We start from the raw sequence: 18,287 nt of genomic DNA on the forward strand, positions 1-18,287 counted from the left end.
GTGCTGGAAAATCAGCCGTTACCGGCCAGCAGCCGCTTCGCCGCCGCCCTCGCCTCTTCGGTCACCGAAGCCCCGGCCAGCATCCGGGCGATCTCCTCGGTGCGGTCCTTCTGCGCCATCGTCGCCACCCGCGTGGCGATCTTTTCGGATCCCTCGGCGGCCGGCCCCTTGGAGATCAGAAGATGCGTTGCCGCCCGAGCGGCGACCTGCGGCGCATGCGTGACAGACAGCACCTGCACCCGCTCCGACAGCCGCTTCAGCCGCTGGCCGATCGCATCGGCGACGGCGCCGCCCACACCGGTATCGATTTCGTCGAAGACGAGCGTCGGGGCCGATCCGCGATCGGCGAGCGCCACCTTCAGCGCCAACAGGAAACGCGACAACTCGCCGCCGGAGGCGACCTTCATGATCGAGCCCGGCCGCGTGCCCGGATTGGTTTGGACATGGAATTCGACGACGTCGATGCCTTCGGCGAGCGCCTCCTGCGCATCCGTGGTGATCTCGACCATGAAGCGGGCGCGTTCGAGCTTCAGCGCCGGCAGCTCCGTCATGACGGCCGCAGCCAGTGCGGTGCCGGCATGATGGCGCTTGTCGGAGAGCGAGCGTGCCGCCGCGTCGTAATTCTCGTGCGCCAGGCCGACTTCGGCTTCGAGCCTGGCAAGCCTCTCCTCGCCAGCATCGACGTCGGCAAGATCGGCGATCATGCGGACCGCAAGAGCCGGCAGCTCGGTGACGGGCACGGAATATTTGCGTGAGGCAGCCCTGAGCGCGAAAAGCCGCTCCTCCACCCGCTCCAGTTCCCGCGGATCGTATTCGGTCTTGCGCAACGCCGCTTCGACTTCCATCTGGGCGTTCGACAGCTGGTCGAGCGCGGCATCGAGCAGCGTCACGGTGTCTTCCAGCAGGCCCGGCGCCTCATGGCTCTTGCGCTCCAACCGGCGCACCAGCGAGGCGATATGAGGCACGGGCGAGGCATTGCCGTTGAGGAACTCGGACGCCTCGGCGATATCGCCGGCGATTCGCTCGGCCTTCATCATTTTTTGACGGCGATCGGCGAGTTCGTCCTCCTCGCCGTCCTGCGGCGAGAGCTTCTCGAGCTCCTCGACGGAAGAGCGGAGATAGTCGGCTTCGCGCGCCGCACCTTCCACCTTCTCGCGGTGCTTCTTCAGCGTCCGCTCGCTGTCGCGCCACAGACGATACAGCCGGGAAACCTCCGAAACCTCATCGGTGAGACCGGCGAAGGCATCGAGCAGAGTGCGATGGGCATTGGTGTCGACAAGGGCGCGGTCGTCGTGCTGGCCGTGAATTTCGACGAGCATCTGGCCGGCCTGGCGCATCAGCTGCACGCTGACCGGCTGGTCGTTGACATAGGCCTTGGTGCGCCCGTCCGCCGATTGCTGGCGCCGGAAGATCAGGTCGCCCTCGTCGTCGATGCCATTTTCACGCAGCAGCTTGCGGGCGCCGTGGTCCATGCCGACGTCGAACACCGCCGTCACTTGCCCCCTGTCCTCGCCGTGGCGCACCAAGTCGCCATCGCCGCGCCCGCCGAGCGCCAGCGACAGGCTGTCGAGCAGGATGGATTTGCCCGCTCCGGTCTCGCCCGTCAGCACGGAGAGGCCGGTCTCGAAGGCAAGATCCAGCCGCTCGATCAGGACGATATCGCGGATCGAAAGCTGGATCAGCATTGGCCTCAGGAACCGAGCAGGAGTTTCTTGCCTGCCGCAGCGATCCACGAGCCCTTGTTTTCACGCGGCTCGGCACCGCCGGTCTGCAGCAGCTTGTAGGAATCGGCGTACCACTGGCTGTCGGGATAATTGTGGCCGAGGACGGCAGCCGCCGTCTGCGCCTCATCGACGATGCCCATGGCGTAATAAGCCTCGACGAGACGCGCCAGGGCCTCTTCGATCTGGTTCGTGTTCGGATATTTCTCGACAACGATGCGGAAGCGCGAGATCGCGGCGAGATATTCCTTCCGCTCCATGTAGTAGCGGCCGATCTGCATTTCCTTGCCGGCGAGCTGGTCGCGCGCAAAGCGGATCTTGGCCTGGGCGTCGTCGACATATTCGGAGTTCGGATAATTGTCGATGACGGCCTGCATCGCTTCGATCGTCTTGGCCGAGGCGCGCTGATCCTGGGTCACGTCGACGATCTGCTTGGAATAGGTGAGACCGATGAGATACTGCACATAGGCCGCATCCTGCGATTTCGGATATTGCGACATGTAGCGGTTGCCGGATGTAAGCGCATCGTCCAGGCGGCCTTGGCGGTATTTGACGAAGGTGCTCATCACAAGCGCCTTGCGCGCCCATTCGGAGAAGGGGTTCTCGCGGTCGATGGCGTCGAACTTGCGCGCCGCTTCCGCCATATTGCCGGCCTTCATGTTGGCAAGGCCCTGGGTGTAGAGCACATCCGGCGGATCGGTTTCGAGGCCGAGCTTGGTGATGTCGATATCGGGATCCGACTGGCAACCGGATATCGAGGCGCCTGCGCTGAGCACCAGAAGCGATGCGAACAAAGCACGCGCTGTCTTCATCATACCGTCAGATCCTGCATAACCCATTCGAAAGAACCCCACTGCCGCCGCTCGCTCCACGGCAGCCACGCCTCGCTGGCGTTTCTAGCCATAAATGTGCATCAAGAGCAACGCAATGATAAGGCATTAACGCATTTTTGTGGCAGCGGCCGGGGAATGACCGGCTTTTCCTCTTCTTCCCCGACCTGTGACAGGAAAGCATCTGACCAGGCGGACATAAAAAAACCGCCTCCGGGAAAGAGGCGGCCTGGTCTTGAAAATGTGCTGGAGGTCATGCCGACCAGGGAGCGAATTCCGAAGCGCTGACCGCGATCAGTTCGCGGGCGGCGACGCGCTGGCGCGGTGTCGACGTCTCCACAACCTCATAGGCGGAGGGATCGGCGAGCAGCGCCTTCAGCGCATTGGCATTCATCTTATGGCCACCGCGATAGGAACGGTAGCAGCCGATGAACGGGGCGCCGGCAAGCGATAGATCGCCGACAGCATCGAGCGTCTTGTGGCGGACGAATTCGTCCTTGGCGTAACGCAGCCCTTCGACGTTGATGACGGTATTGTCGTCCGAGATCACGACGGAATTTTCGAGCGAGGAGCCGAGCGCGTGGCCCGAGGCCCAGAGACGCTCGACATCGCGCATGAAGCCGAAGGTGCGGGCGCGGGAAAGCTCGGCCTTGAAGACGGCCGCGGTCATGTCGCCGGCCCACTTCTGCCGGCCGATCAGCGGGCAGTCGAAATCGATCTCGACTTCGAAGCGCGTGCCGTCATAGGGACGGAATTCGCTCCAGGAGCCGCCATGCTCGATTCGCACCGGCTTGGTGATACGGATATAGCGGCGCTTGACGCCGAGCGAGACCAGGCCAACCTGCTCGATAGCCTCGACGAAGGGCAGCGAACTGCCGTCCATGATCGGCATTTCGGAGCCCTGCACCTCGATCACCACATTGTCGAGGCCGAGCGCATAGATCGCCGCCATCACATGCTCGATCGTCGCGACCGAATGGGCGGGCGAGAAGCCAAGCACGGTGCAGAGGTCGGTATTGCCGACCTGCGAGGAGACGGCCTTGAGTTCGGTGATATCGCCATTGGCATGCATGCGCTGGAAAATGACGCCGGTATCCGATTCGGCCGGGTTCAGCGTGATCGAGACGTTAGCGCCCGAATGGACTCCGATGCCCGAAAGCGTCACGGGACGCGATACCGTCGTTTGAAAACCCAGCAAGCCAATTGCCATAAATTCTGCCTTTATTCTTCCGCACCGGCAGTCTGCCCAATCGGCGCGGTTATCGTTCATTCTGTACAACGAGCCTTTAGAAAGGACTCGTGGGGCAGTTTCCTTGCATCATACTTACGTGCCCCGGCGCTCCAATCCAAATCACTGTTTCTTTCGCTTTGTTACGAAGTCACACGATTGAAATCGCTTGCGAATCACCGACTGAAAAACAGCAATGCCCGGGACCTTGGTCCCGGGCATGAACGGTGCTGATTCAGCCGCTCAATTCGACTGGCGACGCAGGAATGCCGGGATTTCCAGCTGGTCGTCTTCCTGCATCATCCGGGCCTGCGGAACCGCCCGACCCTGGTCGTCGAGGTTGCCGCGACGCGGTGCGTAGAGGCTTGCTTCAGGCGACAGCGGACGGCGCTGCTGCGAAGCGGCCGGCGGTGCGGCAGTCATGTCGGCGGCAACGGCTTCGTCGTCGCGGCGGCCGAGCGAATTGGTGATTCGCTTGAGCAGGCCCATCGGACCACGCTCTTCCGCTGCATGCGCGGCAGCCGGCTGCGTGCGGTGGTCGAGTTCGGCCTGGACGACCGGCGGGAAATCCTCGACCTTCGGCATGCGCATCGGCTCGGGCGCCTGGCGGATGATCGGCTCCTGCCGGACCGGCTGCTGCTGGACGGGCTGGCTCATCACCGGCTGGCTCATCACGGGCGCCGGAGCCTGCTGCTGTACCTGAGGACGCATGACGGGAGCTTCCGGCGCAGGCGCGAAGATCTTGCTCTGCGGACGGAAGGTTTCCTGCTGTGCCACAGGCTGCTGTACCGGGGCGCTGGCACGCGGGGCCGGGAATTCGAGTTCGCGTTCCATCTCGGCTTCGCGGATGGTCTGCGCGATCGGATCCACCACCTTCGGTGCCTGCATCACGGGGGCAGGCTGAACTGCGGCCGCTGCCGGAGCAACAGCCGCGGAGGGACGGATAGCAGGCCTTGCGACCGGCTGAACGTTGCGCTCGGCGGCTTCGCTGATCGCCCGATCGATGCCGGTTGCGACGACCGAGACGCGGATGATGCCTTCAAGCGATTCGTCGAAGGTGGCGCCGAGGATGATGTTGGCGTCGGGATCGACTTCCTCGCGGATGCGGGTCGCGGCTTCGTCGACTTCGAAGAGGGTCAGGTCGCGACCGCCGGTGATGGAGATCAGCAGGCCCTGGGCGCCCTTCATCGAGGTTTCGTCGAGCAGCGGGTTGGCGATCGCGGCCTCGGCGGCCTGCAGCGCGCGGCCGGAGCCGGAGGCTTCGCCGGTGCCCATCATCGCGCGACCCATTTCGCGCATGACCGAGCGGACGTCGGCGAAGTCGAGGTTGATGAGACCTTCCTTCACCATCAGGTCGGTGATGCAGGCAACGCCCGAATAGAGAACCTGGTCGGCCATCGCGAAGGCGTCGGCGAAGGTGGTCTTGTCGTTGGCAATGCGGAAGAGGTTCTGGTTCGGAATGACGATCAGCGTGTCGACAGACTTCTGCAGTTCCTGGATGCCCATCTCCGCCAGGCGCATGCGGCGCCCGCCTTCGAAATGGAAAGGCTTGGTGACGACGCCGACCGTCAGGATGCCCTTGTTGCGGGCGGCCTGTGCGACGACGGGCGCTGCACCCGTGCCGGTGCCGCCGCCCATGCCGGCGGTGACGAAGCACATATGCGTGCCGTTCAGGTGATCGATGATTTCGTCGATGCACTCTTCGGCGGCCGCGCGGCCGACTTCCGGCTGCGAACCGGCGCCGAGGCCTTCAGTGACGTTGGCGCCGAGCTGGATGACCCGCTCCGCCTTCGTCATCGTCAGCGCCTGGGCATCCGTGTTGGCGACGACGAAGTCGACGCCCTGGAGACCGGCAGTGATCATGTTGTTGACGGCGTTGCCGCCACCGCCGCCAACGCCGAATACGGTGATGCGCGGCTTCAGCTCTGTGATGTCAGGCTTTTGCAGCTTGATGGTCATGGTACCTGTTCCTTCTCTCTCTGGCCGCATCGCCACGCCGGCCAATCACTCAATTTCAGAAGCTTTCCTTCAGCCACTGGCCCATCCGGGCTATGCGGCTGTTATTTCCACCCAGCGACATGAGCAGACCGCTCTGTGACGCATGTGTCTCCATGTCCGCGACTTGCGGATAGATCATCAGGCCGACGGCCGTCGAAAAGGCCGGGCCCTTGGCTGCCGTCGGCAATCCCGAGACGCCCATCGGACGGCCGATGCGGACGTTGCGGGCAAGGATACGCCGTGCCACGTCGGCCAGACCGGTCAACTGGCTGGCTCCGCCCGTCAGCACGACGCGCTTGCCGACGATCGGGCTGAAGCCGGAGCGCTGGATGCGGTCACGGATCAGTTCCATTGTTTCTTCGATTCGGGCCGAAACGATGCGCGAGACCAGCGCCCGCGGCACCTGCGACGGCTGGTCGCGATCATCCTCGCCGATCGGCGGAATCGAAATCAGCTCGCGCTCGTCGGAGGAATTCGAAAGGGCCGTGGCATGCACGACCTTCAGCCGCTCCGCATCCTCGATACGGGTCGAAAGGCCGCGCGCGAGATCGGTGGTCACATGATGGCCGCCGAGGCCGACGGCATCCGTATGAACGAGCTTGCCTTCGGCAAAGACCGAGATCGTCGTGGTGCCGCCGCCCATGTCGATCGCCGCGCAGCCGAGTTCGACTTCGTCATCGACGAGAGCGGCGAGGCCCGATGCATAGGGCGTCGCGACGATGCCCTCGACCGACAGGTGCGCGCGGTTGACGCTGAGCTCGAGGTTCTTCAGCGCCGAGCGCTCGGCGGTGACCACATGCATATCGACGCCGAGCGCATCGCCATACATTGCCAGCGGATCGCGAATGCCGCGCTCGCCGTCGAGCGAAAAGCCGGTTGCCAGCGAATGCAGCACCGAACGGTCCTGGCGCAGCGACTGCTGGCAGGCGGCCGACAGCACCTTCTTCAGATCGTTGAGTTCGACTTCCTGGCCACCGAGATCGATTGTGGCTGTGTAAATGTCGCTGCCGAGGCGGCCGGCCGTCAGATTGACGATCAGGCTCTCGACAGTCAGCCCGGCCATGCGCTCCGCCGCGTCGACGGCGAGGCGAATGACGCCTTCCAGCGCGTCGAGATCGGCGATCACGCCGGTCTTGATGCCGCGGGACCGCTGGTGCCCGATGCCGATGATCTCGATATTGTGCGTGCGGCCCGGCAGGATCTGGCTTTCCTCGCGCGGCGTCAGCCGGCCGATCATGCAGACGACCTTGGTCGAGCCGATGTCGAGCACCGAAACGACATGCGACCGCTTCGACGAAAGCGGCTTCAGGCGCGGCAATCCGAAATGGGATGAACCGAACAAGCTCATATATTCTGCCCCGCCTTCTTCAATTCCTTGGTGCGCTCCGTCACAGCCGTCTGACGGCGGACTGCCGCCTCCGGCGTCAGCTGGATCGCGGTTCTGTCGGACAGCCTGAGATCGACCGCGGCAATGTCCCGCTCCAGGAGCTGGTGCTCCTTGTCGAACTTCGAAAGCGTCGCCAGCGCCTGGTCGATACCGTCTTCCGGCAATTTGACGACGACGCCGTTATCCATATGCAGGTCCCAGCGACGGCCTGATATCCAGACATAGGCCTTCACGCGAGCCTTGACGTCGGGCCACTTCGAGAAGGCCTCGTCGAGCGACGCCGCTGCCGTTTCCGCATCGCGGCCGACAACGAGCGGCAGCGACGAAAATTTGTTGTCGCGCAGCGGCGCAATGACGCTGCCGTTCTTTTCGATCAGCGAAAGCTCCTGCCCGTGCTGCCAGATCGCATAAGCCTGACGCTCCTTGAGCTTCACCTCGATCGTCTTCGGATAGATCTTGCGAACCTCGACACTTTCGACCCAGGGAAGATGGGCGATCTTCCGGCGGGCGGCATCGACGTCGAGGGCGACCAGGGAGGTCGTGCCGTCGAGGCCGATCAGCTGCAGGATCTCGATTTCGGACGTCTCCGAGTTGCCGGAAACCTTCACATCCTCGATCGCAAAACCCGCCGCCGTCGTCGTCGCCTGCGCAACGGCTTCGGTGTGGCCGCCGAGCGACATGCCGTAAAGCCCGGTTGCAGCCAGGAAAGCCAGCGCCGAGATCGTGCCGGTATGGGCCGGGATGTAGATGCGGCCACTGCCGAGACTGATGAGGAAACGGGTAACGCGGCGCAGCGGACGCGGCAGGACGAATCGCTCTTCGGCTTCCATGACCGGAAGCACGGCATGATGGCTGGGGCGCCCTATCCTCTTGACTGTCAACGCAAACAAGACGCGTCCTCCACCATCCACCGGAGAAACTCACCAAAGGAATAACCGGCATGACCGGCCATTTCGGGCACAAGCGAGGTTGGAGTCATGCCTGGCTGGGTATTGACCTCCAGCCAGATGATTTCGCCGTCTTCGGAGAAACGATCGTCGTAACGAAAGTCGGACCGACTGACGCCGCGACAACCGATTGCCTGATGCGCCCTTAGGGCCAATCTTTGTATTTTTTGGTAAATATTCGGTGAAATTTTTGCCGGGATGACGTGTTTTGAACCGCACGCTGCATACTTGGAATCGTAATCATAAAAATTGTGTCCCTGCGGCACCACCTCGGTGACGCCGAGCGCAGTCTCGCCCATGACGCCGCAGGTGAGTTCGCGGCCGTAGACATAGCGCTCGACAAGCACTTCCTCGCCGTAGCGCCACTCGGGCGAGCTGACGACTTGCGGCGGATGCGCCTGATCTTCCGTGACAATGACGACGCCGAAGCTCGACCCTTCCCGCACCGGCTTCACCACATAGGGAGGCTTCATCGGATGCGTCGAGGGAAAGGCGAAACGATTGATCACCTGCGATTCGGCGACCGGAATGCCGGCGGCGGCAGCAACAAGCTTCGCCTTGTCCTTGTCCATTGCCAGCGCCGAGGCAAGCACGCCCGAATGCGTATAGGGGATTTCGAGATATTCGAGGATGCCCTGAATGGTGCCGTCCTCGCCGAAGGGGCCGTGCAGCGCATTGAAGACCACGTCGGGCTTCAATGCGGCAAGCTTTTCCGAAACATCGCGCGCCACATCGATGCGCGTCACGTCGAAGCCTTCCGCTTCGAGGGCTTCTGCGCAAGCCTTTCCCGAGGAAAGGCTGACAGGCCGTTCCGAGGAAAATCCGCCCATCAGGACAGCGACATGCTTGCGACTCATCAACACCCCCAAAAATAACCTTCATTGTCGAAATCGACGCTTGCGCGAAGCTGTCTGCGCCGTTTCCGGCCTTTGTCCGACCTGCATGCATTAGAGCATCATTATGGTTAATGAAGTGTTTACTTTCGTTAACTTCTTCTTCCCAGGCGCGGCATTTGTCCGTGCCGCGCACTTGATTTTTCGAAGCTTCACATCTTCGAAGTGTCGAGGCGAATATCGCAGCCGATCTGTCAAAAAAGGAAAAGCCCGCATAGAAAAACCACGCGGGCTCAACGAGATAACCTCACGTCTTGCAGTCAGTCGGCGTCGTCGAGAACCTTCCACACCAGGCCGCCGAGCGCCCCGCCCGCAAGCGGCGCAATCCAGAACAGCCAGAGCTGCTGCAATGCCCAGCCGCCGACGAAAAGCGCCTGGCCGGTGGAACGCGCCGGATTGACCGAGGTATTTGTCACCGGGATGGAGATGAGATGGATCAGCGTCAGCCCGAGGCCGATCGCAAGCGGCGCAAAGCCCGCCGGCACCCGGCTGCTGGTCGATCCGAGGATGATGATCAGGAAGAACATGGTCAGCAGCACTTCGATCAGCAGTGCCGAAAGCAGCGAATAACCGCCCGGGGAGTTATCACCATAGCCGTTGGCGGCAAAGCCGCCGAGTTCGAAACCCGCCTTGCCGCTGGCAATGAGATAAAGCAGCGCGGCCGCGGCGACGGCGCCGACAAGCTGGACGCCGATATAGGGAAGCAGGCGTGCGGCGGGAAACCGCCCGGCGACCGTCAGGCCGAGGGAGACGGCCGGATTGAAATGCCCGCCCGAAATACCGCCGACGGCATAGGCCATGGTGAGCACGGTGAGGCCGAACGCAAAAGCCACCCCGACAAAACCGATGCCCAATTCGGGATAGGCCGCGGCAAGGACGGCGCTGCCGCATCCGCCAAAGACAAGCCAGAACGTGCCGAGAAACTCCGCAACAAGACTCTTTTGCATGCGCGCCTCCTAAATCTCAACCAGAGAGTTCACAGTGAATCTGCCACAATTCGAGTCCGGTCAAGCTGGCTGCAAATGCTGCGGCAAGCTTCGCGCAAGGATCGAGAAACTGTGTATCCGAGGAACACAGCCAGCGCGGCTTTTTTATTGATGCGCTCGGCACTTCCGGCTAACCGGAGCACTCAAGGTCAAGCGGGGAACATATCATGCGATGCCTCATCACCGGCGCGGCCGGCTTTGTCGGCGGGCCTCTCGTCGAAAGACTGCATGGCGAGAGGCTGTGGGAGGTTCGGGTGACGACGCGATCCGCAGCCGCCGGCTTTCCGGCAGAGATGCGGCATTTCCCCATCGAGATATCCAGCGAAACGGACTGGACGGCCGCGCTCGACGGTGTCGACGTCGTTGTCCATCTCGCCGCCCGGGTGCACATCATGAATGACCGCGCGGCCGATCCTCTGACGGAATTCCGCCGGATCAACACCGCCGCCACGCTCAATCTCGCCGAGCAGGCCGCACGCGCCGGGGTAAAAAGGTTCGTTTTCATCAGCAGCATCAAAGTCAATGGCGAAGAAACCGAACGGCCCTTCCGCCACGACGATACGCCGATGCCGCTCGATCCCTATGGCGTTTCGAAGCTGGAAAGCGAAATCGGCCTGCATGAAATCTCAGCCCGAACAGGCATGGAAGTCGTCGTCATTCGCCCGCCCCTCGTCTACGGGCCTGGCGCCAGGGGCAACTTCGCCCTGCTCGTCGGACTTGTCCGGAAGAAGATACCGCTCCCCTTCGCGTCGCTGAAGAACCACCGCACACTGGTTGCGCTTCCAAATCTCGTCGACCTGATCGTCACGGCCATGACGCATCGGGATGCGACCGGCCAAACCTTTCTCGCAGGCGACGGAGAAGATCTCTCCACGCCCGGGCTCATCGAGGGCATTGCCGCAGGCTTGGGTGTCAAACCGATGCTGCTCCCCTTCCCCCCCGCCTTGCTGCAGCTGGGCGCAAAATTGACGGGAAAAGACGCCGTCTACCAGCGTCTTTGCGGTTCCCTGCAGGTCGACATATCCCACGCCCGCGACGTGCTCGGCTGGTCGCCCATCGTCACGCCGCGCGAAGGTCTGAAGCTTGCCGTGAAGTAAAAAGCTATTCGCTGGTGACGCCGTGGAACGGGCGCACTTCGCGGCCGGGCATGAAGACGCCGAGCCGCTTGATTTCCCATTCGAGCTTGATGCCCTCTTTCTCGAAGACCTCGCGGCGCACCTGTTCGCCGAGATATTCGAGATCGTAACCGGTCGCCTGCCCCATATTGATCATGAAGTTGCAGTGAAGCGACGACATCTGCGCTCCGCCGATGACGAGACCGCGGCAGCCCGCCTCGTCGATCAGCTTCCAGGCCGAATGGCCGGCAGGGTTCTTGAAGGTCGAGCCGCCGGTCTTTTCGCGCACCGGCTGCACCGTCTCGCGGTGATTGCGCACGGCGTCCATCTCGGCGCGGATCTGGGCGCGCTCTTCCGGATATCCTTCGAACAGCACGGAGGTGAAGATCAGCTCGCTGGATGCGGTCGAATGACGATAGGAATAGCCCATCTCGGCATTAGACAGCACGTGCTTGTTGCCCTTGCGGTCGACCGCGTTGACCTCGATCAGCCGCTCGCGCGTCTCCACGCCATTGGCCCCGGCATTCATGCGCGCTGCGCCGCCGATGCTGCCCGGAATACCGTAGAAGAAATGAAAGCCGCCGATGCCGTTATCCATCGCCATCGCCGCCACATGTTTATCGGGGCAGATGCTGCCGGCCAGAATGCGGTTTTCGCCGGCAAGCTCGACGAAGCCGAAGCCCTTGGCGGACAGGCGCAGCACGACGCCGGGAATGCCGCCGTCGCGCACCAGGATGTTGGAGCCGACGCCGATCACCGTCAGCGGCACCTCTTCCGGCAAGATTTTCAGGAAGGCGACGAGATCGTCGATATCATGCGGCTGGAACATCAGCTCGGCGAGGCCGCCTGCCCTGAACCAGGTGACGCGGTCCATGGGGGCATCCGGCGTGATGCGACCGCGGATATCCTTTACACCGTCTCCGAGAGACGCGAGAAGCTTTTCCCCATTCACCTGTTTCATACGGACTTTCCCGATAGGCCTTCCAGTTGCTTGGGCAGCGCCGCCGCCCAGGATGTGATGCTACCAGCCCCCAACAGAACCACGAAATCGCCGGGCTTTGCAACCTCCGCAACCATCTGCGGCAGAAGCTCCGCCGAGGTGAGAAAGCGGGCGTCGCGATGGCCGCCGGATTTTATCCGCGAGACCAGCGACACGGAATCGATCCCCGCGATCGGATCTTCGCCTGCCGCATAGACCGGCGCCAGGAAAATGCTGTCGGCATCGTTGAAGCAGGCGGCGAATTCTTCGAACAAGCTTGCCAGGCGGCTGTAGCGGTGCGGCTGGTGGACCGCGATGATGCGCCCCTTGCAGGCTTCGCGGGCAGCGCGCAGCACCGCTTTGATCTCGACCGGATGGTGGCCGTAATCGTCGAAGATCTGCACCCCGTTCCATTCGCCGGTCAGCGTGAAACGGCGCTTGACGCCACCGAAGGAGGCAAGTCCCTTGGCGATATCGGCGCTCGATATGCCGAGCCGGTTGGCAACGGCGATCGCCGCCGTCGCGTTGGAAATATTATGCCGCCCCGGCATCGGCATGACCAGCCCCTTGAGCTCGATCACCTGGCCGGTGCGGCGGCGGCGGATTTCGACGTCGAAGATCGAGCGTGTGCCGTCGATGCGCACATTCTTGAAGCGTACGTCGGCCTGCGGGTTCTCGCCATAGGTGATGATCTTGCGATCCTCGATGCGGCCGACCAGCGACTGCACCTCGGGATGGTCGAGGCACATGACGCCGAAACCGTAAAACGGCACGTTCTCGACGAACTGCCTGAAGGCGGCGCGCACGGCGTCGAAATTGCCGTAATGGTCGAGATGCTCGGGGTCGATATTGGTGATGACGGCGACATCGGCAGGAAGCTTCAGGAAGGTGCCGTCGGATTCGTCGGCCTCGACCACCATCCACTCGCCCTCGCCCATGCGGGCATTGGTGCCGTAGGCATTGATGATGCCGCCGTTGATGACGGTCGGGTCGAGCCCGCCGGCTTCGAGCAGCGTTGCGACCAGCGACGTGGTCGTCGTCTTGCCATGGGTGCCGCCAATGGCAATCGCATTGCGGAAGCGCATCAGCTCAGCAAGCATTTCGGCGCGGCGCACCACCGGCAGCAGCTTTTCGCGCGCGGCGATCAGTTCCGGATTGCTCTTCTTGATCGCCGTCGAAACGACGACGACTTCGGCATCACCCAGGTTCTCGGCCCGGTGGCCGACGAACACTTCGATGCCCTTGTCGCGCAGGCGCTGGACATTGGCGCTGTCGGCCTGGTCGGATCCCTGCACCTTGTGGCCGAGATTGTGCAGCACTTCGGCAATGCCGCTCATGCCGATGCCGCCGATGCCGATGAAATGAACGAGGCCGATCGCCTTCGGCAGTTTCATGCGCGTGTCCTCTTCAATTCCGCAATTGTCCGTCCGGCGGCAATAGCCTCAACCATGTCGGCAAGCAAGTTCGCGGCATCGGGTTTTCCGGCGAGTTTCGCCGCCGCTGCCATGTGCGAAAGCTTTTCCGGATCGTTCATCACAGCCGTCAGGATCGCCGCGATCTTCTCCGGCGAAAGCTCCGACTGGGCGATTACCTTCGCTCCGCCGGTCGCAGCCAGCGCTGCCGCATTCGCCGCCTGGTCGTGATCGAGAGCGTGCGGGTAAGGCACTAGCACCGCCGGCCGGCCGATGACGGAGATCTCCGAAACCGTCGAGGCGCCTGAGCGGCAAATGACAAGATGGGCTTTCGCCAGCCTCTCGGCCATGTCGGTGAAGAACGGCGCGATATCGGCCCCCATCTCCAGCTTGGCGACGCAGCCGCCGACCATTTCCATATCCTCGGGACGCACCTGCTGGGTGATGCGCAGGCGCAGACGCAGCGCGTCGTCGAGCAGGCTGATCGCCGTCGGCAGCGCCTTGGAGAAATATTGCGCGCCCTGGCTGCCGCCGAAGACGACAAGATTGAAGGCTTCGCCGGGATGAGACGGCGTGTAAGGCACCTCCGCGGCAGCGATGATTGCCGGGCGGACCGGATTGCCCGTCGTCACCGTCTTGTCCGGGAAGGCGCCGCCCCTCTCCGGCAGGAAACCGCCGGCAATCCCCTGTACGCGGGTCGCCAAGGCCTTGTTGGCACGGCCCATCACCGCATTCTGCTCGTGGATCATCGTCGGCACGCCAAGCCTTGTGGCGGCAAGCAGCGGCGGCACTGTCGGATAACCGCCGAAACCGACGACGATGACGGGCTTCAGCCGCTGGATCAGCTTCTTTGCCGCCCGCATGCCGCTCCACAGCGTCCACAGCGAACGGGCGACGGCGACCGGGTTCTTCGAGCCGATCGTCGCCGACGGCACGACATGGATCTCTTCGGCCGGGAACTTGCCGGCATAGCGCTCGGCCCGGCTGTCGGTGACGAGATGCACCGAGTAGCCGCGCTCCTTCAGCTTGAAGGCCAGCGCCTCCGCCGGGAACACATGGCCGCCGGTTCCCCCGGCGGCAAGCAGCACGATGCCTTTGCTCATGGCCTTTTACTCCGCCGGCATGCCGTGCGGGACGCGGAAAAGGCTCCGGTCCTGCGCACGTTTTTCCGGTCGATGACGCGTCAGCGCCAGAATGAAGCCGGCGGTGACGCAGATCGCCACCATCGACGAGCCGCCGTAGGAAATCAGCGGCAGCGTCATGCCCTTTGCCGGCAGCAGCTCAAGGTTGACGCCGATATTGATGATCGACTGGATGCCCATCTGCAGCACCAGACCGGCAACGGCGAAGCGGTTGAAGTCGTTGCGCTCGCGATAGGCATGCGAGAGGCCGCGCAGCACCAGCACGGTAAAGAGCGCCACCAGCGCCATGCAGAAGACGATGCCGAACTCCTCGGCCGCGACCGAGAAGATGAAGTCGGTATGGGCGTCCGGGATGATGCGCTTGACGATACCCTCGCCCGGTCCCTGGCCGAACCAGCTGCCGCGGATGATCGCCTCGCGCGCCGTGTCGATCTGGAATGTGTCGCCCTCGCCGGTCATGAACTTGTCTATTCGCAACGCCACGTGCGGAAAGACGTAATAGGCGCTGAGCAGGCCGCCGGCGCCGCCGATGCCGAGCAGCATGATCCATATCCACGGCATGCCGGCCATGAAGAACATCCCGCCCCAGACGGCCGTGGTCAGGATGGTCTGACCGAGGTCGGGCTGCGCGACGAGCAGGGCGGCGACGATGGCAAACAGGATGATGGCGAAGAGATTACCGGGAATCTCCGGCTGGCGCGCATGTTCGGCAAACAGCCAGGCGCAAACCACGACGAAGGCGGGCTTCATGAATTCCGACGGCTGGATGGAAAGGCCGGCGATCCAGATCCAGCGCCTGCCGCCCTTGACCTCCTGCCCGACGAACAGCACCAGCACCATCATGGCGAGCGAGATGATCAAGAGCAGGATCGCCGTTCGCCGCACCTGCCGAGGCGTCAGGAACGACAGTCCGAGCATGACGGAAATCGAAGGGATCATGAAGGCCGCATGGCGCTTGACGAAGTGGAAGGGCTCGAGCCCGATGCGCTCGGCAACGGCGGGAGACGCCGCGAACGACAGCATGAAGCCGATGCCCATCAGGAAGATGAACATCGCCAGGAAGAAGCGGTCGATGGTCCAGAACCAATCGGCCAGAGGCCCACGTTCCGCGCGGCTTACCATGTCATTTCTCTCCTGTTGCCGAACCGATCAGCATCGCAATCCCGTCAAGCGCTGCCACGTGTCCGACGAAGGCTTCACCCCTGACTTCGAAATTCTTATACTGATCGAAGCTTGCGCAAGCCGGGGATAACATGACGGCCGAAGCGGCGGCCTCGTCGCGCTCGGCATCGGCCGCCGCATGCACGACCGCGCGCTCCAGCGTGCCCGAGATCTCGTAAGGCACGGCCTCGCCGAGCGTCGCTGCAAATTCCGCCGCCGCCTCGCCGATCAGATAGGCCTTGGCGATGCGCGGAAAATAGGGAGCGAGCGTGGTGATGCCGCCTGATTTCGGCAGGCCGCCGGCGATCCAGTAGATGCGATCATAGCTCGAAAGCGCCGGTGCCGCAGCATCGGCATTGGTCGCCTTGGAATCATTGACGAAAACGACGCGGCCACGCTGCCCCACCGGCTGCATGCGGTGCTTGAGGCCGGGGAACGAGGCAAGGCCGGCGCGGATATCGTCGGCGGAAACACCGACGGCAAGGCAGGCGGCGACAGCGGCTGCGGCGTTCTGCGCATTATGGCTGCCGCGCAGCGTCTGGATACCATAGAGATCGGCGAAGGGCAGCATGGCGCCGCCGGCGGCCTGAATGAGCCTGCTGCCCTCGGCATAAATGCCTGACGCCACCACGCTGCGGCGCGAAATGCGCACCACCTTGACACCCGCCCGCTCGACGCGGTCGGCAATCAGCGCCGAATGGCTGTCGTCGACGCCGACGATCGCCACATCGCTGCCGGCGACCAGCCGTTCCTTGACATCGGCGTAATGCTGCATCGTGCCGTGACGGTCGAGATGATCGGGCGTCAGGTTGAGCAGGATGCCGGCGGAAGGGTTCAGCGTCGGCGCCAGATCGATCTGGTAGGAGGAGCATTCGACGACGTAATAACGCCCGGCCTTCGGCGGATCGAGCGTCAGAACCGCGGTGCCGATATTGCCGCCGAGCTGTGTGTCGTAGCCTGCGGATTTCAGGATATGGGCGATCAGCGCCGTCGTCGTCGACTTGCCGTTGGTGCCCGTGATGGCGATGAACGGGCAATCCGGCGCATGGGCGCGGCGCTCGCGCACGAAGAGCTCGACATCGCCGACGATATCGACGCCGGCGGCGCGCGCAAGATCGACGGTCCAGTGCGGCTTCGGATGGGTGAGCGGCACGCCGGGCGAGAGCACGAACAGCGCCTGCTGGCTCCAGTCGATGGTGTGCAGGTCCTCGGTGCGGATGCCTTCGGCGGAAGCCTTGGCGACGCTGTCGGGATTGTCGTCCCAGGCGGTCACCTCGGCGCCGCCCGAAACCAGCGCCCGGGCGGTGGCAAGGCCCGAGCCGCCGAGCCCGAAGAGCGCGACCTTCCTGTCCTTGAGCGTCGTGACCGGGATCATCGCCGCCTCACCGCAGCTTCAGCGTCGAGAGGCCGAGCATCGCAAGGCCGACGGCGATGATCCAGAAGCGGATCACCACCTGGCTTTCGGTCCAGCCCTTCTTCTCGAAGTGGTGATGGATCGGCGCCATCAGGAAGACGCGCCGGCCGGTCATCTTGAAGAAGCCGACCTGGATGATGACGGAAAGCGTCTCCATGACGAAGAGGCCGCCGATGATCGCCATGACGATCTCGTGCTTGGTGGCGACGGCAACAGTGCCGATCGTACCGCCGAGTGCGAGCGAGCCGGTATCGCCCATGAAGATGGCGGCCGGCGGCGCGTTGAACCAGAGAAAGCCGAGGCCGGCGCCGATAACGGCGCCGAGAACGACGGCGAGCTCGCCGGTGCCGGGCACGAAATTGATCTGCAGGTAGTTCGCAAACACCACGTTGCCGGCGAGATAGGCAATGACGCCGAAGGAGGCGGCGGCGATCATGACAGGCACGATAGCAAGCCCGTCAAGGCCGTCGGTCAGGTTGACGGCATTGCCGGCGCCGACGATCACGAAGCCGCCGAAGACGACGAACATGATGCCGATATTGATCATGAAGTCCTTGAAGAAGGGAAAGGCGATCGACGAGCCGAAGGTCGAGCCGGCAACGCCCGAGGCAAGAGCGGTGCGCATCATGAAATAGACGGCGATGCCGGCGATGACGAATTCGATGCCGAGACGCGCCTTGCCGGAAAAGCCCATATGGCTCTGCTTGGTGACCTTGAGATAATCGTCATAGAAGCCGATCGCGCCGAAGCCGAGCGTCACCAGCAGCGTGGCGACGACATAGACGTTGGAAAGATCGGCCCAGAGCAGCGACGCGCCGACGATGCCGGCAAGGATCATCAGCCCGCCCATGGTCGGCGTGCCGGCCTTCTTGAAATGGGTCTGCGGCCCATCGGCGCGGATCGGCTGGCCCTTGCCCTGCCGGATACGCAGCGAATTGATGATCGTCGGTCCGAACAGGAAGACGATCAGGGCTGAGGTGAAGAGAGCAGCGCCTGTACGGAAGGTAATATATCTGAACAGATTCAGAAATTTGAAATATTCCGACAGTTCGACAAGCCAGATCAGCATTCAGG

General features: G+C 63.1%; 15 protein-coding genes. 1 reads left to right on the plus strand and 14 read right to left on the minus strand.

The features are described 5' to 3' along the window. Positions 1-11: 11 nt before the first annotated feature. The 8 genes from recN to aqpZ form a co-directional block, all read right to left on the minus strand. Entirely contained in the window at positions 12-1,685 is a 1,674-nt protein-coding gene (recN, locus tag FHX14_RS19570; RefSeq protein WP_184378212.1) for a DNA repair protein RecN, read from the minus strand. A gap of 5 nt (positions 1,686-1,690) precedes the next feature. Next, positions 1,691-2,560, minus strand: coding sequence for an outer membrane protein assembly factor BamD (locus FHX14_RS19575; RefSeq protein ID WP_172643284.1), 870 nt, complete (start codon positions 2,558-2,560; stop codon positions 1,691-1,693). 244 nt (positions 2,561-2,804) lie between these two features. Next, positions 2,805-3,761, minus strand: a complete 957-nt coding sequence (gene lpxC, locus FHX14_RS19580) for a UDP-3-O-acyl-N-acetylglucosamine deacetylase (RefSeq protein ID WP_054182690.1) — start codon at positions 3,759-3,761, stop codon at positions 2,805-2,807. A 261-nt stretch (positions 3,762-4,022) separates the two neighbouring features. Further along, on the minus strand, positions 4,023-5,738 hold the full coding sequence (gene ftsZ, locus FHX14_RS19585) for a cell division protein FtsZ (RefSeq protein ID WP_012558365.1): 1,716 nt from the start codon (positions 5,736-5,738) through the stop codon (positions 4,023-4,025). 55 nt (positions 5,739-5,793) lie between these two features. Continuing rightward, the gene (gene ftsA, locus FHX14_RS19590; protein ID WP_003565034.1) at positions 5,794-7,125 is read right to left on the minus strand and encodes a cell division protein FtsA; all 1,332 of its coding nucleotides are present in this window, start codon (positions 7,123-7,125) and stop codon (positions 5,794-5,796) included. Next, complete coding sequence (locus FHX14_RS19595; RefSeq protein WP_003593370.1) at positions 7,122-8,054, minus strand: cell division protein FtsQ/DivIB; 933 nt, start codon at positions 8,052-8,054, stop codon at positions 7,122-7,124. Before FHX14_RS19595 ends, ftsA begins: the two co-directional genes overlap by 4 nt. Then, positions 8,042-8,968, minus strand: coding sequence for a D-alanine--D-alanine ligase (locus FHX14_RS19600; protein ID WP_184378214.1), 927 nt, complete (start codon positions 8,966-8,968; stop codon positions 8,042-8,044). Before FHX14_RS19600 ends, FHX14_RS19595 begins: the two co-directional genes overlap by 13 nt. 296 nt (positions 8,969-9,264) lie before the next feature. Beyond that, the gene (gene aqpZ, locus FHX14_RS19605) at positions 9,265-9,951 is read right to left on the minus strand and encodes an aquaporin Z (protein WP_184378215.1); all 687 of its coding nucleotides are present in this window, start codon (positions 9,949-9,951) and stop codon (positions 9,265-9,267) included. 206 nt (positions 9,952-10,157) lie between these two features. Here aqpZ and FHX14_RS19610 point away from each other — a divergent pair, with 206 nt between their 5' ends. Continuing rightward, positions 10,158-11,087 carry an SDR family oxidoreductase gene (locus FHX14_RS19610; protein WP_184378217.1) on the plus strand — a complete coding sequence of 310 codons (930 nt, stop codon included), beginning with the start codon at positions 10,158-10,160 and terminating at the stop codon, positions 11,085-11,087. Positions 11,088-11,091: 4 nt separating this feature from the next. On the opposite strand, the gene murB is transcribed toward FHX14_RS19610, so the two are convergent. From murB to mraY, 6 genes are read right to left on the minus strand one after another with little or no spacing between them, the layout of a single operon-like run. Next, entirely contained in the window at positions 11,092-12,066 is a 975-nt protein-coding gene (murB, locus tag FHX14_RS19615) for a UDP-N-acetylmuramate dehydrogenase (protein ID WP_003593364.1), read from the minus strand. Next, positions 12,063-13,478, minus strand: coding sequence for a UDP-N-acetylmuramate--L-alanine ligase (gene murC / locus FHX14_RS19620; protein ID WP_003593362.1), 1,416 nt, complete (start codon positions 13,476-13,478; stop codon positions 12,063-12,065). The genes murB and murC overlap by 4 nt, the downstream gene beginning before the upstream one ends. Next, positions 13,475-14,599: an undecaprenyldiphospho-muramoylpentapeptide beta-N-acetylglucosaminyltransferase gene (gene murG / locus FHX14_RS19625; protein WP_003593360.1), complete on the minus strand. Its 1,125-nt coding sequence runs from the start codon at positions 14,597-14,599 to the stop codon at positions 13,475-13,477. Before murG ends, murC begins: the two co-directional genes overlap by 4 nt. Before the next feature lie 6 nt (positions 14,600-14,605). Continuing rightward, on the minus strand, positions 14,606-15,760 hold the full coding sequence (gene ftsW / locus FHX14_RS19630) for a putative lipid II flippase FtsW (RefSeq protein WP_003565051.1): 1,155 nt from the start codon (positions 15,758-15,760) through the stop codon (positions 14,606-14,608). 1 nt (position 15,761) lies between these two features. Continuing rightward, positions 15,762-17,174, minus strand: a complete 1,413-nt coding sequence (gene murD / locus FHX14_RS19635) for a UDP-N-acetylmuramoyl-L-alanine--D-glutamate ligase (protein ID WP_003593358.1) — start codon at positions 17,172-17,174, stop codon at positions 15,762-15,764. A 7-nt stretch (positions 17,175-17,181) separates the two neighbouring features. Beyond that, positions 17,182-18,282, minus strand: a complete 1,101-nt coding sequence (gene mraY / locus FHX14_RS19640) for a phospho-N-acetylmuramoyl-pentapeptide-transferase (RefSeq protein ID WP_003593357.1) — start codon at positions 18,280-18,282, stop codon at positions 17,182-17,184. Positions 18,283-18,287: the final 5 nt, after the last annotated feature.

Source organism: Rhizobium sp. BK619 (assembly GCF_014195245.1).
Taxonomy (GTDB): domain Bacteria; phylum Pseudomonadota; class Alphaproteobacteria; order Rhizobiales; family Rhizobiaceae; genus Rhizobium; species Rhizobium acidisoli.

Coding starts and splice junctions, on each gene's coding strand:
- mraY (WP_003593357.1), bottom strand. CDS start 18,282: ATGCTGATCTGGCTTGTCGAACTGTCGGAATATTTCAAATTTCTGAAT.
- murB (WP_003593364.1), bottom strand. CDS start 12,066: ATGAAACAGGTGAATGGGGAAAAGCTTCTCGCGTCTCTCGGAGACGGT.
- murC (WP_003593362.1), bottom strand. CDS start 13,478: ATGAAACTGCCGAAGGCGATCGGCCTCGTTCATTTCATCGGCATCGGC.
- ftsA (WP_003565034.1), bottom strand. CDS start 7,125: ATGAGCTTGTTCGGTTCATCCCATTTCGGATTGCCGCGCCTGAAGCCG.
- FHX14_RS19610 (WP_184378217.1), top strand. CDS start 10,158: ATGCGATGCCTCATCACCGGCGCGGCCGGCTTTGTCGGCGGGCCTCTC.
- FHX14_RS19600 (WP_184378214.1), bottom strand. CDS start 8,968: ATGAGTCGCAAGCATGTCGCTGTCCTGATGGGCGGATTTTCCTCGGAA.
- ftsW (WP_003565051.1), bottom strand. CDS start 15,760: ATGGTAAGCCGCGCGGAACGTGGGCCTCTGGCCGATTGGTTCTGGACC.
- FHX14_RS19575 (WP_172643284.1), bottom strand. CDS start 2,560: ATGGGTTATGCAGGATCTGACGGTATGATGAAGACAGCGCGTGCTTTG.
- ftsZ (WP_012558365.1), bottom strand. CDS start 5,738: ATGACCATCAAGCTGCAAAAGCCTGACATCACAGAGCTGAAGCCGCGC.
- lpxC (WP_054182690.1), bottom strand. CDS start 3,761: ATGGCAATTGGCTTGCTGGGTTTTCAAACGACGGTATCGCGTCCCGTG.
- murD (WP_003593358.1), bottom strand. CDS start 17,174: ATGATCCCGGTCACGACGCTCAAGGACAGGAAGGTCGCGCTCTTCGGG.
- aqpZ (WP_184378215.1), bottom strand. CDS start 9,951: ATGCAAAAGAGTCTTGTTGCGGAGTTTCTCGGCACGTTCTGGCTTGTC.
- recN (WP_184378212.1), bottom strand. CDS start 1,685: ATGCTGATCCAGCTTTCGATCCGCGATATCGTCCTGATCGAGCGGCTG.
- murG (WP_003593360.1), bottom strand. CDS start 14,599: ATGAGCAAAGGCATCGTGCTGCTTGCCGCCGGGGGAACCGGCGGCCAT.